Annotated in this window: 26 protein-coding genes; all 26 read left to right on the top strand. The window is 62.4% G+C overall.

Going from position 1 to position 14247, the window contains the following annotated elements; all coding sequences use genetic code 11:
• The first annotated feature begins 36 nt into the window (after nt 1–36).
• Nucleotides 37–345, top strand: a complete 309-nt coding sequence (rpsJ, locus tag FJ940_RS07000) for a 30S ribosomal protein S10 (protein ID WP_006205468.1) — start codon at nt 37–39, stop codon at nt 343–345.
• Nucleotides 346–406: 61 nt separating this feature from the next.
• Entirely contained in the window at nt 407–1135 is a 729-nt protein-coding gene (rplC, locus tag FJ940_RS06995) for a 50S ribosomal protein L3 (protein ID WP_140501257.1), read from the top strand.
• A complete protein-coding gene (rplD, locus tag FJ940_RS06990) occupies nt 1135–1755 on the top strand; it encodes a 50S ribosomal protein L4 (RefSeq protein WP_140501259.1) in 621 nt (206 codons plus the stop codon). The genes rplC and rplD overlap by 1 nt, the downstream gene beginning before the upstream one ends.
• Nucleotides 1752–2045, top strand: coding sequence for a 50S ribosomal protein L23 (locus FJ940_RS06985; RefSeq protein ID WP_006205465.1), 294 nt, complete (start codon nt 1752–1754; stop codon nt 2043–2045). The genes rplD and FJ940_RS06985 overlap by 4 nt, the downstream gene beginning before the upstream one ends.
• A 22-nt stretch (nt 2046–2067) precedes the next feature.
• A complete protein-coding gene (gene rplB / locus FJ940_RS06980) occupies nt 2068–2901 on the top strand; it encodes a 50S ribosomal protein L2 (protein WP_140501261.1) in 834 nt (277 codons plus the stop codon).
• A gap of 16 nt (nt 2902–2917) precedes the next feature.
• Entirely contained in the window at nt 2918–3196 is a 279-nt protein-coding gene (gene rpsS, locus FJ940_RS06975) for a 30S ribosomal protein S19 (RefSeq protein WP_006205463.1), read from the top strand.
• A gap of 2 nt (nt 3197–3198) precedes the next feature.
• Nucleotides 3199–3588, top strand: a complete 390-nt coding sequence (gene rplV, locus FJ940_RS06970) for a 50S ribosomal protein L22 (protein WP_006205462.1) — start codon at nt 3199–3201, stop codon at nt 3586–3588.
• Nucleotides 3588–4316: a 30S ribosomal protein S3 gene (rpsC, locus tag FJ940_RS06965; RefSeq protein ID WP_140501263.1), complete on the top strand. Its 729-nt coding sequence runs from the start codon at nt 3588–3590 to the stop codon at nt 4314–4316. The genes rplV and rpsC overlap by 1 nt, the downstream gene beginning before the upstream one ends.
• A gap of 27 nt (nt 4317–4343) precedes the next feature.
• Nucleotides 4344–4757, top strand: a complete 414-nt coding sequence (rplP, locus tag FJ940_RS06960; RefSeq protein WP_027026963.1) for a 50S ribosomal protein L16 — start codon at nt 4344–4346, stop codon at nt 4755–4757.
• Nucleotides 4758–4770: 13 nt separating this feature from the next.
• On the top strand, nt 4771–4971 hold the full coding sequence (gene rpmC, locus FJ940_RS06955; RefSeq protein WP_006205459.1) for a 50S ribosomal protein L29: 201 nt from the start codon (nt 4771–4773) through the stop codon (nt 4969–4971).
• Between the two features lie 11 nt (nt 4972–4982).
• Nucleotides 4983–5222 (top strand): 30S ribosomal protein S17, encoded by a 240-nt coding sequence (gene rpsQ, locus FJ940_RS06950; protein ID WP_010909280.1) that lies wholly within the window; start codon nt 4983–4985, stop codon nt 5220–5222.
• Between the two features lie 85 nt (nt 5223–5307).
• Complete coding sequence (rplN, locus tag FJ940_RS06945) at nt 5308–5676, top strand: 50S ribosomal protein L14 (RefSeq protein WP_006205457.1); 369 nt, start codon at nt 5308–5310, stop codon at nt 5674–5676.
• A gap of 12 nt (nt 5677–5688) precedes the next feature.
• Nucleotides 5689–6003 (top strand): 50S ribosomal protein L24, encoded by a 315-nt coding sequence (gene rplX / locus FJ940_RS06940; protein ID WP_015317981.1) that lies wholly within the window; start codon nt 5689–5691, stop codon nt 6001–6003.
• Complete coding sequence (gene rplE / locus FJ940_RS06935) at nt 5996–6574, top strand: 50S ribosomal protein L5 (protein WP_140501265.1); 579 nt, start codon at nt 5996–5998, stop codon at nt 6572–6574. Before rplX ends, rplE begins: the two co-directional genes overlap by 8 nt.
• Nucleotides 6575–6601: 27 nt before the next feature.
• Nucleotides 6602–6907, top strand: a complete 306-nt coding sequence (rpsN, locus tag FJ940_RS06930) for a 30S ribosomal protein S14 (protein ID WP_013895695.1) — start codon at nt 6602–6604, stop codon at nt 6905–6907.
• Between the two features lie 12 nt (nt 6908–6919).
• Entirely contained in the window at nt 6920–7318 is a 399-nt protein-coding gene (rpsH, locus tag FJ940_RS06925; RefSeq protein WP_006205453.1) for a 30S ribosomal protein S8, read from the top strand.
• A gap of 92 nt (nt 7319–7410) precedes the next feature.
• Entirely contained in the window at nt 7411–7944 is a 534-nt protein-coding gene (gene rplF / locus FJ940_RS06920) for a 50S ribosomal protein L6 (RefSeq protein ID WP_140501269.1), read from the top strand.
• A 139-nt stretch (nt 7945–8083) separates the two neighbouring features.
• Nucleotides 8084–8443, top strand: a complete 360-nt coding sequence (rplR, locus tag FJ940_RS06915; RefSeq protein WP_140501271.1) for a 50S ribosomal protein L18 — start codon at nt 8084–8086, stop codon at nt 8441–8443.
• A 147-nt stretch (nt 8444–8590) separates the two neighbouring features.
• Nucleotides 8591–9154: a 30S ribosomal protein S5 gene (gene rpsE / locus FJ940_RS06910; protein ID WP_006333394.1), complete on the top strand. Its 564-nt coding sequence runs from the start codon at nt 8591–8593 to the stop codon at nt 9152–9154.
• Nucleotides 9155–9178: 24 nt separating this feature from the next.
• A complete protein-coding gene (rpmD, locus tag FJ940_RS06905) occupies nt 9179–9376 on the top strand; it encodes a 50S ribosomal protein L30 (protein WP_006205449.1) in 198 nt (65 codons plus the stop codon).
• 22 nt (nt 9377–9398) lie between these two features.
• Nucleotides 9399–9872 (top strand): 50S ribosomal protein L15, encoded by a 474-nt coding sequence (gene rplO, locus FJ940_RS06900; RefSeq protein ID WP_140525520.1) that lies wholly within the window; start codon nt 9399–9401, stop codon nt 9870–9872.
• Nucleotides 9873–10062: 190 nt separating this feature from the next.
• Nucleotides 10063–11403 (top strand): preprotein translocase subunit SecY, encoded by a 1341-nt coding sequence (gene secY, locus FJ940_RS06895; RefSeq protein WP_140501275.1) that lies wholly within the window; start codon nt 10063–10065, stop codon nt 11401–11403.
• Nucleotides 11400–12008 carry an adenylate kinase gene (locus tag FJ940_RS06890; protein WP_140501277.1) on the top strand — a complete coding sequence of 203 codons (609 nt, stop codon included), beginning with the start codon at nt 11400–11402 and terminating at the stop codon, nt 12006–12008. The genes secY and FJ940_RS06890 overlap by 4 nt, the downstream gene beginning before the upstream one ends.
• Before the next feature lie 191 nt (nt 12009–12199).
• Nucleotides 12200–12568 carry a 30S ribosomal protein S13 gene (gene rpsM, locus FJ940_RS06885; RefSeq protein ID WP_006205445.1) on the top strand — a complete coding sequence of 123 codons (369 nt, stop codon included), beginning with the start codon at nt 12200–12202 and terminating at the stop codon, nt 12566–12568.
• A 156-nt stretch (nt 12569–12724) separates the two neighbouring features.
• Nucleotides 12725–13114 (top strand): 30S ribosomal protein S11, encoded by a 390-nt coding sequence (rpsK, locus tag FJ940_RS06880; protein ID WP_006205444.1) that lies wholly within the window; start codon nt 12725–12727, stop codon nt 13112–13114.
• Nucleotides 13115–13215: 101 nt separating this feature from the next.
• On the top strand, nt 13216–14226 hold the full coding sequence (locus FJ940_RS06875; RefSeq protein WP_023682599.1) for a DNA-directed RNA polymerase subunit alpha: 1011 nt from the start codon (nt 13216–13218) through the stop codon (nt 14224–14226).
• The last annotated feature ends 21 nt before the right edge of the window (nt 14227–14247 follow it).

Below are 14247 nucleotides of genomic sequence, written 5' to 3'. Positions count from 1 at the left end.
GGGTGCCCGCGCCGCGCCAGAACAAGGAAGTGACGCATGAACGGACAGAATATCCGCATCCGCCTGAAGGCGTTTGATCACCGGGTGCTCGACGCCTCGACGCGCGAAATCGTGTCGACGGCCAAGCGCACCGGTGCCAACGTCCGCGGCCCCATTCCGCTGCCGACGCGGATCGAAAAGTTCACGGTCAACCGGTCGCCTCACGTCGACAAGAAGAGCCGCGAGCAGTTCGAGATGCGCACGCACAAGCGTCTGCTCGATATCGTCGATCCGACCCCGCAGACCGTCGATGCTTTGATGAAGCTCGATCTGGCCGCCGGTGTCGACGTCGAGATCAAGCTCTAAGGGAATGAGAGCGCGGTAAGGGGCGGTGCCCCTGGCCCGGAACTCTAAAGGAATTGAACCGATGCGTTCAGGTGTGATTGCAAAGAAGGTGGGAATGACCCGCATCTACAACGATGCCGGGGAACATGTTCCCGTCACCGTTCTCCAGATGGAGAACTGCCAGGTCGTGGCGCAGCGCACGCAGGAGAAGAATGGCTACACCGCCGTTCAGCTCGGCGTTGGCCTTGCCAAGGTGAAGAACACGTCGAAGGCGATGCGCGGCCATTTCGCGACCGCTTCCGTCGAGCCGAAGGCCAAGCTTGCCGAGTTCCGCGTCTCCGCCGACAACATGATCGATGTCGGCGCCGAGATCACCGTCGAGCATTTCGTCGCCGGCCAGAAGGTCGACGTCACCGGCACGACGATCGGCAAGGGTTTCCAGGGCGTCATCAAGCGCCACCATATGGGTGGTGGCCGCGCGACCCACGGTAACTCGGTCTCGCACCGGACGCACGGCTCGACCGGCCAGCGCCAGGACCCCGGCAAGGTGTTCAAGGGCAAGAAGATGGCCGGCCACATGGGCGACACGCGCGTCACCACGCAGAACGTCGAGATCGTCTCGACCGATGCCGACCGCGGCCTGATCCTGATCCGCGGCGCGGTTCCCGGGTCGAAGGGTGCGTGGATCCTGGTTCGCGACGCCGCCAAGGTGGCGCTTCCGGCCAATGCGCCGAAGCCCGCCGCGATCCGCCCAGTTGCTGCCGGTATGGGCACGAAGAATGAGGCTCCGGCCACAGAGGGAGCGGAATAATGGATCTCAAGATCACAACGCTGGGCGGCAAGGACGCCGGCAAGGTGAAACTCTCCGAGGAGATTTTCGGCCTTGATCCGCGCGAGGACATTTTGCAGCGCGTCGTGCGCTGGCAGCTCGCCAAGAAGCAGCAGGGCACGCACAAGGCCAAGGGCCGCGCCGAGATCGCGCGCACCGGCGCCAAGATGTACAAACAGAAGGGTACGGGCCGCGCCCGTCACCATTCGGCACGCGCTCCGCAGTTCCGCGGCGGCGGCAAGGCTCACGGCCCGGTCGTTCGCAGCCACGAGCACGAGCTGCCGAAGAAGGTCCGCGCGCTCGGCCTCAAGCATGCTCTCTCGGCCAAGGCCAAGAGCGCGTCGATCATCGTCATCGACGAGCTGAAGCTGACCGAGGCAAAGACCAAGGCGCTGATCGCGAATTTCGCGACGCTGGGCCTGACGAACGCCCTGGTGATTGGTGGCGCCGAGCTCGACCGGAACTTCAAGCTGGCCGCGACCAACATCCCGAACATCGACGTGCTGCCCATCCAGGGCATCAACGTCTACGACATTCTGCGCCGCGGCACGCTGGTCCTTTCGAAGGCCGCCGTCGAGGCTCTCGAGGAGCGCTTTAAATGACCGACCTTCGTCACTACGACGTAATCGTCAGCCCGGCGATCACCGAAAAGTCGACCATGGCTTCCGAGCAGAACCAGGTCGTCTTCAACGTCGCCAAGAAGGCGTCGAAGCCGGAAATCAAGGCCGCCGTTGAAGCGCTGTTCGGCGTCAAGGTGATGGCCGTGAACACGCTTGTCCGCAAGGGCAAGATCAAGCGCTTCCGCGGCACGATCGGCCGCCAGAGCGACGTCAAGAAGGCGGTAGTGACGCTGGCCGACGGCCAGTCGATCGACGTCGCGACGGGTCTCTGAGCAAGGCCGCGAGGACAGGACAATGGCACTTAAAAAATTCAACCCGATAACGCCGAGCACCCGTCAGCTGGTCATCGTCGACCGCTCGGGCCTCTACAAGGGCAAGCCCGTCAAGGGTCTGACCGAGGGCCTGACCAAGTCGGGCGGCCGTAACAATTACGGCCGCATCACTGCACGCTTCATCGGCGGCGGTCACAAGCGTTCGTACCGCATCATCGATTTCAAGCGCCGCAAGTTCGACGTCGTCGGCACGGTCGAGCGCATTGAATACGATCCGAACCGCACCGCCTTCATCGCGCTGATCAAGTATGACGATGGCGAGCTGTCCTACATCATCGCTCCGCAGCGCCTTGCCGCCGGCGACAAGATCGTGGCTGGCGAAGCGGTCGACGTGAAGCCGGGCAATGCGATGCCGCTGGCCTCGATGCCGGTCGGCACGATCGTCCACAACATCGAGCTGAAGCCGGGCAAGGGCGCCCAGGTCGCCCGTTCGGCTGGCGGTTACGCCCAGCTCGTCGGTCGCGACCAGGGCATGGCGATCCTGCGCCTCAACTCGGGCGAGCAGCGTGTCGTTCACGGCTCCTGCATGGCCACCGTCGGTGCGGTGTCCAACCCGGACCACGGCAACATCAACGACGGCAAGGCCGGCCGCACGGTTTGGCGTGGCAAGCGCCCGCACAATCGCGGCGTGACCATGAACCCGGTCGACCACCCGCATGGCGGTGGTGAAGGCCGCACCTCCGGTGGCCGCCATCCGGTCTCGCCGTGGGGCAAGCCGACCAAGGGCAAGAAGACGCGGTCCAACAAGGCGACCGACAAGTTCATCCTGCGCTCGCGCCATCAGCGCAAGAGCTAAGAAGAGGTAACGCCAAGTGACTCGTTCTATTTGGAAAGGCCCCTTCATCGACGGCTACCTTCTCAAGAAGGTGGACAAGGTTCGTGAAGGTGGTCGCAATGAGGTGATCAAGATGTGGAGCCGTCGCTCCACCATCCTGCCGCAGTTCGTCGGCTTCACCTTCGGTGTCTACAACGGCCAGAAGCATGTTCCCGTCTCGGTGAACGAGGACATGGTCGGTCACAAGTTCGGTGAATTCGCTCCGACGCGGACCTATTACGGTCACGGCGCGGATAAGAAGGCGAAGAGGAAATAATCATGGGCAAGGCCAAAGCTCCGCGCAGGCTTGCTGACAACGAAGCGCGCGCCGTACTGCGCACGATCCGTATCAGCCCGCAGAAGCTGAACCTGGTTGCCGCGCTGATCCGCGGCAAGAAGGTCGCGACAGCGCTTTCCGACCTGGAATTCTCGGCCAAGCGGATTTCCGGCACGGTCAAGAAGACGCTGGAATCGGCGATCGCCAACGCGGAAAACAACCACGACCTCGACGTCGATGCGCTGATCGTGGCGGAAGCCTATGTCGGCAAGTCGATCGTCATGAAGCGGTTCCATGCCCGGGGCCGTGGTCGCGCCAGCCGTATCGAGAAGCCGTTCTCGCACCTCACGATCGTCGTTCGTGAAGTCGAAGAAAAAGGGGAGGCCGCATAATGGGCCAGAAAGTCAATCCGATCGGTCTTCGCCTCGGCATCAACCGCACCTGGGATTCGCGCTGGTTCGCGAACACCGGCGAGTACGGCAAGCTGCTGCATGAGGACATCAAGATCCGCAAGTACCTCGAGAAGGAGCTCAAGCAGGCTGCCATCTCGAAGGTCGTGATCGAGCGTCCGCACAAGAAGTGCCGCGTCACCATCCATGCCGCGCGCCCGGGTCTGATCATCGGCAAGAAGGGCGCCGACATCGAGAAGCTTCGCAAGAAGCTGATGGAGATGACCAAGTCCGAGACGCACCTCAACATCGTCGAAGTGCGCAAGCCGGAGATCGACGCGACCCTGGTCGCGCAGTCGATCGCCCAGCAGCTCGAGCGCCGCATCGCGTTCCGCCGTGCCATGAAGCGTGCCGTGCAGTCGGCGATGCGCCTCGGTGCCGAAGGCATCCGCATCAACTGCTCGGGCCGTCTCGGCGGCGCCGAAATCGCGCGCATGGAATGGTACCGTGAAGGCCGCGTGCCGCTGCACACGCTGCGTGCCGATGTCGACTACGGCACGGCCGAGGCGAATACGGCGTACGGCATCTGCGGCGTCAAGGTGTGGGTGTTCAAGGGCGAGATCCTCGAGCACGACCCGATGGCTTCGGAGCGCCGCGCGACCGAGGGCGATCATGCGCATGGCGGTGGTGGTGGTGATCGCGAACGCGGTCGTCGTCGCGAAAACGCCTGAGACATTTAGGAATTTGGAGTTAGAACGATGCTGCAGCCAAAGCGCACAAAGTTCCGCAAGCAGTTCAAGGGCCGCATCCACGGTACCGCCAAGGGCGGCACCAACCTGGATTTCGGTGGTTTCGGGCTGAAGGCGCTTGAGCCGAACCGCGTCACCGCGCGCGAGATCGAAGCGGCCCGCCGCGCGATCACCCGCGAGATGAAGCGCGCCGGCCGTGTCTGGATCCGTATTTTCCCGGATCTGCCGGTCACCTCGAAGCCGACCGAAGTCCGCATGGGCAAGGGCAAGGGCGCGGTCGACTACTGGGCGGCGCGCGTCAAGCCGGGCCGGATCATGTTCGAGATCGACGGCGTCAATGAAGAAACCGCCCGTGAGGCACTGCGTCTCGGCGCGGCCAAGCTCTCGGTCAGGACGCGCTTCGTACAGCGCATCGCAGAATAAGGACGGGCTGATCATGAAAGCCGAAGACATCCGGACCAAGACCCAGGACCAGCTGACCGACGACCTGGCCAGCCTGAAGAAGGAGCAGTTCAACCTGCGCTTCCAGAAGGCGACCGGCCAGCTCGAAAAGACCGCGCGCGTGAGGCAGGTCCGCAAGGACATTGCGCGTATCAAGACCATCGCTGCGGAAAAGTCCGCGGCTAAGAAGGCTTAAGGACGAAAACCATGCCAAAGCGCATTCTGCAGGGCACCGTCGTCAGCGACAAGAACGAGAAGACGGTTGTCGTCAAGGTCGAACGGCGCTTCACGCATCCCGTGATGAAGAAGACCGTGCGCATGACCAAGAAGTACAAGGCGCACGACGAGAACAACGCCCACAAGGTTGGCGATCAGGTGTTCATCCAGGAATCGAAGCCGATTTCCAAGGACAAGCGCTGGATTGTCGTGTCTTCGGACCAAGCCTGATCTCTGGGCGTAAACAAACGAATTTTGGACAGACCGGGGAGGGGTGAAGAACCCGTCCCGTTAGAAAAGAAGAAGGCGGCCAGTCATGATTCAGATGCAAACAAACCTCGACGTCGCGGATAATTCCGGCGCCCGTCGTGTCATGTGCATCAAGGTGCTGGGCGGCTCGAAGCGGAAATACGCTTCCGTAGGCGACATCATCGTGGTGTCGATCAAGGAAGCCATCCCGCGCGGCCGCGTGAAGAAGGGCGATGTGATGAAGGCGGTCGTGGTTCGCACGGCCAAGGACATCCGCCGCCCGGACGGCAGCGTGATCCGTTTCGACAAGAACGCGGCCGTTCTCGTCGACAACAAGAAAGAGCCGATCGGCACGCGTATCTTCGGACCGGTTCCGCGCGAACTCCGCGCCAAGAACCACATGAAGATCATCTCGCTCGCGCCTGAAGTGCTGTAAGGAGCCGGACCAATGCAGAAGATTAGAAAAGGCGACAAGGTCGTCGTGCTGGCTGGCAAGGACAAGGGCCGTTCGGGCGAAGTCCTGTCGGTTCAGCCGAAGGACGACACCGCGCTGGTGCGCGGCGTCAACATGATTCGTCGTCACCAGAAGCAGTCCCAGTCCCAAGAGGGCGGGATCATCACCAAGGAAGCGCCGATCCAGCTGTCGAACATCGCGCTGGCCGACCCCAAGGATGGCAAGCCGACCCGCGTCGGCTTCGTCTTCCAGAAGGACGGCAAGAAGGTGCGCGTCGCCAAGCGCTCGGGAGAAGTCATCAATGGCTAAGGCTCAAACCAAGCAGGCGACTGCCCAGAACACGCCGCGCCTCAAGCAGGTCTACAACGATACCATCCGCAAGGCATTGCAGGAGCAGTTCGGCTACGACAACGAGATGCAGGTTCCGCGCATCGACAAGATCGTGCTGAACATGGGCGTTGGCGAAGCGACCGGCGATTCGAAGAAGCCTTCGATCGCGGCCGAGGATCTGGCGATGATCGCCGGCCAGAAGGCCGTCGTCACCCGCGCCCGCAATTCGATCGCAGGCTTCAAGGTCCGCGAGAAGATGCCGATCGGCGCTAAGGTCACGCTGCGCAAGGAACGCATGTACGAGTTCCTCGACCGCCTCGTGAACATCGCGCTGCCGCGCGTCCGCGACTTCCGCGGACTGAATCCGAAGAGCTTCGATGGCCGTGGCAACTACGCCATGGGCATCAAGGAACACATCGTGTTCCCGGAGATCAACTACGACAAGGTTGATCAGATCTGGGGCATGGACGTCATCGTTTGTACGACTGCGAAGACGGACGACGAAGCCAGGGCACTGCTCAAGGCCTTCAACTTCCCCTTCCGCCAGTAACGGCAGCGAGAAAAGGAAAAATCTGAAATGGCAAAGACCAGCTCAGTCGAGAAGAACAACAGGCGCCGCAAGCTTGCCGACCAGTACGGCCCCAAGCGCGCTGCCCTGAAGGCGATCATCATGGACCAGTCCAAGCCGATGGAAGAGCGCTTCCGCGCTCAGCTCAAGCTTGCCGCCATGCCGCGCAACTCGGCCAAGATCCGCATCCGCAACCGCTGCGAAGTCACCGGCCGTCCGCGTGCCTACTATCGCAAGCTCAAAGTATCGCGCATCGCGCTTCGTGATCTCGGCAATAACGGCCAGATCCCGGGCCTGGTCAAGTCGAGCTGGTAAGGAGGACATAATATGTCATTGAGCGATCCTCTCGGCGATATGCTGACCCGCATCCGCAACGCCTATGGCCGCAAGAAGTCGAGCGTGTCGACGCCGGCCTCGCGTCTGCGCACCCGCGTCCTCGACGTGCTGAAGGCTGAAGGCTATATCCGCGACTACAGCCAGACCGACTTCGACAACGGCAAGTCCGAAATCGAGATCGAGCTGAAGTATTTCGATGGAGCGCCGGTCGTGCGCGAAATCGCCCGCGTCTCGAAGCCGGGCCGCCGCGTTTACGTTTCGGCCAAGTCGATCCCGCATGTCGCCAACGGCCTCGGTATCGCCATCCTTTCGACGCCGAAGGGCGTGATGGCCGACCACGAAGCGCGCGAACAGAACGTCGGTGGCGAGATCCTCTGCCAGATCTTCTGATCCGGCAGCGTGATCCCGAAAAAATGGAATCCGGTCTTCGGATCGTTCCGAAGACAGAGACCTGAAACAAGAGAAGTGACGAGGACAACAAAATGTCTCGTATTGGAAAGAAACCCGTTTCGCTGCCGCAGGGCGTGACCGCGACCGTCAACGGCCAGACCGTGACGGCGAAGGGCCCCAAGGGCGAGCTGAAGTTCGTGGTCAACGACGAAGTGCTGGTCAAGATGGAAGGCAGCGAGATAGCTGTCGAGCCGCGCGACCAGTCCAAGACCGCCCGCTCCAAGTGGGGCATGTCGCGCACGCAGATCGTCAACATCCTGCAGGGCGTCAAGGACGGCTTCGAGAAGAAGCTCGAGATCACCGGCGTCGGCTATCGCGCCGCCTTGCAGGGCAAGAACCTGCAGCTGGCGCTCGGCTTCAGCCACGACGTCGTCTACGAGACGCCGCAAGGCATCACCATCACCGTGCCGAAGCCGACCGAAATCACCGTGGCCGGCATCGACAAGCAGCAGGTCGGCCAGGTGGCTGCGGAAATCCGCGAATACCGTGGTCCCGAGCCCTACAAGGGCAAGGGCGTCCGCTACGCAGGCGAGAAGATCGTCCGCAAGGAAGGCAAGAAGAAGTAGTGGGTTTGGCCCCGGGAAGGTGCAGACTTTTCGGAAGGGGCCAAGCCAGGAAGTGTAACGCCGCGGGGAGCGGTCGCGGGAGGCGCTTTCGCCTACCGCACAGGGCGGCCCCCGTTTTCTGAAGGCAAGGAAGACCATCATGGGTACCAAGGAAGCCACTCAGCGCCGCGCGCAGCGCGTCCGCCGCCAGATCAAGAAGGTCGCCGGCGAGCGTCCGCGCCTGTCGGTTCACCGCACGTCGAAGAACATCTACGTCCAGGTCATCGACGACGCCAAGGGCCACACCATCGCTGCCGCCTCGACCCTCGAGAAGGACCTCAAGGGTTCGCTCAAGACCGGTGCAGATACCGCTGCCGCTGCCGCGATTGGCAAGCTGATCGCCGAGCGTGCCGCCAAGGCGGGAGTCAAGGAAGTCGTCTTCGACCGCGGCCCGTACATCTATCACGGCCGCGTCAAGGCGCTGGCCGAGGCGGCTCGTGAAGGCGGCTTGAGCTTCTAAGCCTGATCCGGACCGAAAGTCGGCAGAAAGTTGCAGACTTTTCGAAACGGATCATGCAAGGGAGTGATGATTTTCACCGTCGGCGACCCGCAATGAGGCGTCGGCATTCAGCAACCCGTGCTTCCGGAAAAGAACAAGGAACAGGATATGGCACAGGAACGTAGGGATGGCGGCCGCGGCCGCGATCGTGAAGAACGCGATGACGGCATGGTCGACAAGCTCGTCCACATCAACCGTGTCGCCAAGGTCGTCAAGGGCGGCCGCCGCTTCGGTTTTGCAGCACTCGTCGTCGTCGGCGACCAGAAGGGCCGCGTCGGCTTCGGTCACGGCAAGGCGCGCGAAGTGCCGGAAGCCATCCGCAAGGCAACCGAATCGGCCAAGCGCGACATGATCTTCGTGCCGCTGCGCTCGGGCCGCACGCTGCACCACGATGTCGAGGGACGCTGGGGCGCCGGCCGTGTTCTCCTGCGCGCCGCCAAGCAAGGTACCGGCATCATCGCCGGCGGCCCGATGCGTGCCGTCTTCGAGACGCTCGGCATGCATGACGTGGTCGCCAAGTCGATGGGTTCGTCGAACCCTTACAACATGGTTCGCGCCACTTTCGACGCGCTGAAGAGCCAGATGCATCCCAAGGATGTGGCTGCCGCGCGCGGCATCAAGTATTCGACCCTTCAGGCCCGCCGCGGCACCGCCGTCGCGGCTGAAGAATAGTCGATCTGACCAGGGATTTTGACCATGGCCAAGAAAGCAACCAAGACCATCACCGTTGAGCAGATCGGTTCGCCGATCCGCCGCCCGAAGGAACAGCGCGCGACGCTGGTCGGCCTCGGCCTCAACAAGATGCACAAGCAGCGCACGCTGGAAGATACGCCTTCCGTGCGCGGCATGATCGCTGCCGTCCAGCATCTCGTCCGCGTCGTGGACGAGGGCTGAGCACAGGCGCAGGAGAAGCAAGATGAAACTCAACGATCTGCGTGACAAGGACGGCGCGACGCATTCGAAGAAGCGTCTCGGCCGCGGCATCGGCTCCGGTTCCGGCAAGACTGCCGGTCGCGGCGTCAAGGGCCAGAAGGCGCGCTCCGGCGTCGCCGTCAACGGCTTCGAGGGTGGCCAGATGCCGCTCTATCGGCGCCTGCCGAAGCGTGGCTTCAACAACATCTTCGCCAAGAGCTTCACCGTCGTCTCGCTGGCCCGTATCCAGGCCGCTGTAGACGCCAAGAAGCTCGATGCGAAGGCGACCGTGACGGCCGAGGCGCTGGTCGCCGCCGGCGTCATCCGTCGCGTGAAGGACGGCGTGCGCGTGCTGTCGGACGGCGATATCAAGGCGAAGCTCGCCTTTGACGTCGCCGGGGCCTCCAAGGCCGCGATCGAGAAGATCGAAAAGGCCGGCGGTTCGGTCAAGCTGCCGCAAGAGGCGGCCGCCGAGTAACAGCAATTTGAAGCGCGGTCGGCAAGGCCGATCCGGTTTTGCTTTCGATCACGCTTCGACCTGTTCAATATGGCGGCCGCGTCAACGCGGCCGCTTGCATGTTTACAGTCCGGAGCTTATCTCGTGAGCTTCGGTGACACGCGCCGCCTGACCTTAGGGCCATCAAGCGTGACCAAGCGGAGAATCGGGCATGGCTTCGGCTGCTGAACAACTAGCCTCGAATCTGAATTTCTCAGCCTTCGCCAAAGCGGAGGACCTGAAGAAACGAATCTGGTTCACCGTCGGCGCGCTGCTCGTCTACCGCCTCGGCACCTACATCCCGCTTCCCGGCATCAATCCCGATGCCTTCGCGCAGGCCTTCTCTTCGCAGAGCAAGGGCGTGCTGGGCATGTTCAACATGTTCGCCGGCGGCGCCGTGCAACGCATGGCGATCTTCGCGCTCGGCATCATGCCTTACATTTCCGCTTCCATCATCATGCAGCTGATGACCTCGGTCATCCCGTCGCTGGAAGCGCTGAAGAAGGAAGGCGAGCAGGGCCGCAAGGTCATCAACCAGTACACGCGCTACGGCACGGTGCTCCTGGCGCTGGTGCAGGCCTATGGTATTTCGGTCGGGCTTGAAGGCGGCAACGGCATCGTCAGCGATCCCGGCATGTTCTTCCGCATCTCGACCGTCGTCACGCTGGTCGGCGGCACCATGTTCCTGATGTGGCTCGGCGAGCAGATCACCGCGCGCGGCATCGGCAACGGCATTTCGCTGATCATCTTCTCCGGCATCGTCGCCGGCCTGCCGCATGCCATTTCCGGCACGCTGGAACTCGGCCGCACCGGAGCGCTGTCGACCGGCCTGATCCTGGCGATCATCGTGCTGGCCATCGTCGTCATCGCGCTCATCGTCTTCTTCGAGCGCGCCCAGCGGCGTCTGCTGATCCAGTATCCGAAGCGTCAGGTCGGCAATCGCATGTTCCAGGGCGACACTTCCCACCTGCCGCTCAAGCTCAACACGTCGGGCGTCATCCCGCCGATCTTCGCCTCGTCGCTGCTCTTGCTGCCGGCCACCGTCGCCGGCTTCTCGCAGACCACGAACATGCCGGCCTGGGCCAGCACCATCCTGGCCTCGCTCGGCCATGGCCAGCCGCTCTACATGTTGTTCTACGCGGCGATGATCGTGTTCTTCGCCTTCTTCTACACCGCGATCGTCTTTAACCCGAAGGACACCGCCGACCAGCTCAAGAAGCACTCCGGCTTCATCCCCGGCTATCGTCCGGGCGAGCGCACCGCCGACTATATCGACTACGTTCTTACCCGCATCACTGTCGTCGGTGCCATCTATCTGGTGCTGGTCTGTCTGCTGCCGGAGTTCCTGATCTCGGCGACTGGCGTACCATTCTACCTTGGTGGCACATCGCTTCTGATCGTGGTCAGTGTCACGCTCGACACGGTTGCGCAGATTCAGGGCCACCTGATCGCGCACCAGTATGAAGGCCTGATCAAGAAGTCGAAGCTGCGCGGGGGGAAGAAAGCCAGATGAGGTTGATTTTGCTTGGGCCGCCAGGAGCGGGCAAGGGGACACAAGCACAAAGACTGGTAGAGAGGCACGGCATCCCCCAGCTTTCCACGGGCGACATGCTGCGCGCCGCGGTCCAGGCCGGCACCGAGGTCGGCAAGCGCGCCAAGGCGGTCATGGATGCCGGCGAGCTGGTCTCGGATGCCATCGTCAACGCCATCGTGGCCGAGCGCATTGACCAGCCCGATTGCGCCAATGGTTTCATCCTCGACGGCTACCCGCGTACGCTGGTGCAGGCTGATGCGGTTGAATCGATGCTTGACGAACGTGGCATTGCGCTCGACACCGTCATCGAGCTTGTCGTCGACGACAAGGCGCTGGTCGGCCGCATCGTCAAGCGAGCCGATGAGGCCAAGGCAGCCGGTCAGCCGGTGCGCAAGGACGACAATCCGGCGGTGTTCGAGGAGCGGCTGCGGGAATATTACAAGAAGACCGCTCCGCTGATCGGCTATTATTATGCCAAGCGCCGGCTGAAGAGCGTGGACGGCATGGCTGGTATTGATGCCGTGACGTCGGAGATCGAAGCCGTGCTCGCGGCGACGGTGAAAGAGGCCGCCTCGGCCAAATAGCGATTGTGCTTGACTGAAGCGGTCCGCTGGGGTATGGCGGCCCGTCTTCCTGTCAGGCATGGAGTTTGCTTGCCCGCAAGGGCAGGGCAGCCGTTTTTGACCAGGAAACTCCCGCAAGGGCCGGCCTCCACCGGACGCGGGGCAACGCAGACAGCGCCGGCTCGTCCGGCCTATATGGAGATGAGAAGAACATGGCTCGTATAGCCGGCGTCAACATTCCGACCAACAAGCGCGTTGTCATCGCGCTTCAGTACATTCACGGCATCGGCAAGAAGTTCGCCCAGGAAATCGTCGACAAGGTCGGCATCCCGGCCGAGCGCCGCGTCAACCAACTGACCGACGCGGAAGTGCTGCAGATCCGCGAGACGATCGACCGCGACTATCAGGTCGAGGGCGACCTGCGCCGCGAAGTGTCGATGAACATCAAGCGGCTCATGGACCTCGGCTGCTACCGCGGCCTGCGTCACCGTCGCTCGCTGCCGGTTCGCGGCCAGCGCACGCACACCAATGCACGCACCCGCAAGGGCCCGGCCAAGTCGATCGCCGGCAAGAAGAAGTAATTTAGGGCAGTAAGGGAGTAGGGGAGTAAGGCAGTAGGGAATGCCCGGCAATCGGGTCGCACTTTCCCTACTCCCTTACTGCCCTATTCCCCACTCCCTTACCAAGGTGGAGCCGCTGGCATTACGGCGGTGTAGAGATCAACTGAAAGGAATACCATGGCCAAGGAAGCCGCTCGTGTTCGCCGTCGCGAACGCAAGAACATCTCGTCGGGCGTTGCCCACGTCAATTCGACCTTCAACAACACCATGATCACCATTACCGACGCGCAGGGCAATTCGATCGCCTGGTCGTCGGCCGGAGCCCAGGGCTTCAAGGGTTCGCGCAAGTCGACCCCCTTCGCCGCCCAGATGGCTGCCGAGGATGTTGCCAAGAAGGCCCAGGAACACGGCATGCGCATGCTCGAGGTCGAGGTCTGCGGACCCGGCTCCGGCCGTGAATCGGCGCTGCGCGCCCTGCAGGCGGCTGGTTTCACCATCACCTCGATCCGTGATGTGACCCCGATCCCGCACAATGGCTGCCGTCCGCGCAAGAAGCGTCGCGTCTAAGGAATTACCGAACGCCGCGTGAACGCCAGAAGCGTTCCTCCGCGGTTTTCCAGGTCGCCCGCCACGATTGGATGGTGGCGGGTCAACGGAAGGAAAGCATCATGATCCAGAAAAATTGGCAGGAACTGATCAAGCCGAACAAGATCGAGTTCTCGTCGAAGAAGAAGACGCTGACCACGCTGGTGGCCGAGCCGCTCGAACGCGGCTTCGGCCTCACCCTCGGCAATGCGTTGCGCCGCGTGCTTCTGTCTTCGCTGCGCGGGGCGGCCGTCACCGCCGTACAGATCGACGGCGTCCTGCATGAATTCTCGTCCATCGCCGGCGTGCGCGAGGACGTGACCGACATCGTCCTCAACATCAAGGAAATCGCCATCCGCATGGAAGGCGACGGCCCCAAGCGCATGGTTGTGCGCAAGCAGGGCCCGGGTGCGGTTCTCGCCGGCGACATCCAGACGGTGGGCGACGTCGAGATCCTCAATCCGGATCACGTCATCTGCACGCTGGACGAGGGCGCTGAAATCCGTATGGAATTCACTGTCGATACCGGCAAGGGTTACGTGCCGGCCGACCGCAACCGCGCCGAGGATGCGCCGATCGGCCTGATCCCGGTCGACAGCCTCTATTCGCCGGTCAAGAAGGTCTCCTACAAGGTCGAGAACACCCGTGAGGGCCAGGTTCTCGACTACGACAAGCTGACCATGACCATCGAGACCGACGGTTCGATCTCGGGCGAGGACGCGGTGGCTTTCGCCGCCCGCATCCTGCAGGACCAGCTTGGCCTGTTCGTCAATTTCGACGAGCCGCAGAAGGAAGTCGCCACCGAAGCCGTCACCGAGCTTGCCTTCAACCCGGCGCTGCTCAAGAAGGTCGACGAACTCGAGCTTTCGGTGCGTTCGGCCAACTGCCTGAAGAACGACAACATCGTCTACATCGGCGATCTCATCCAGAAGACCGAAGCCGAGATGCTGCGTACCCCGAACTTCGGCCGCAAGTCGCTGAACGAGATCAAGGAAGTCCTGGCGGCGATGGGCCTGCACCTCGGTATGGAAGTGCCGGACTGGCCGCCGGAAAACATCGAAGACCTCGCCAAGCGTTACGAAGATCAATATTGAGGCTCCGAGGAGCTTCTCGAA

Origin of the sequence: Mesorhizobium sp. B2-3-7 (assembly GCF_006442695.1) — a bacterium.
Lineage (GTDB): Bacteria > Pseudomonadota > Alphaproteobacteria > Rhizobiales > Rhizobiaceae > Mesorhizobium.
The sequence above is the reverse complement of the archived record's forward strand: the minus strand, read 5'-3'. Positions and strand labels throughout refer to the sequence as shown.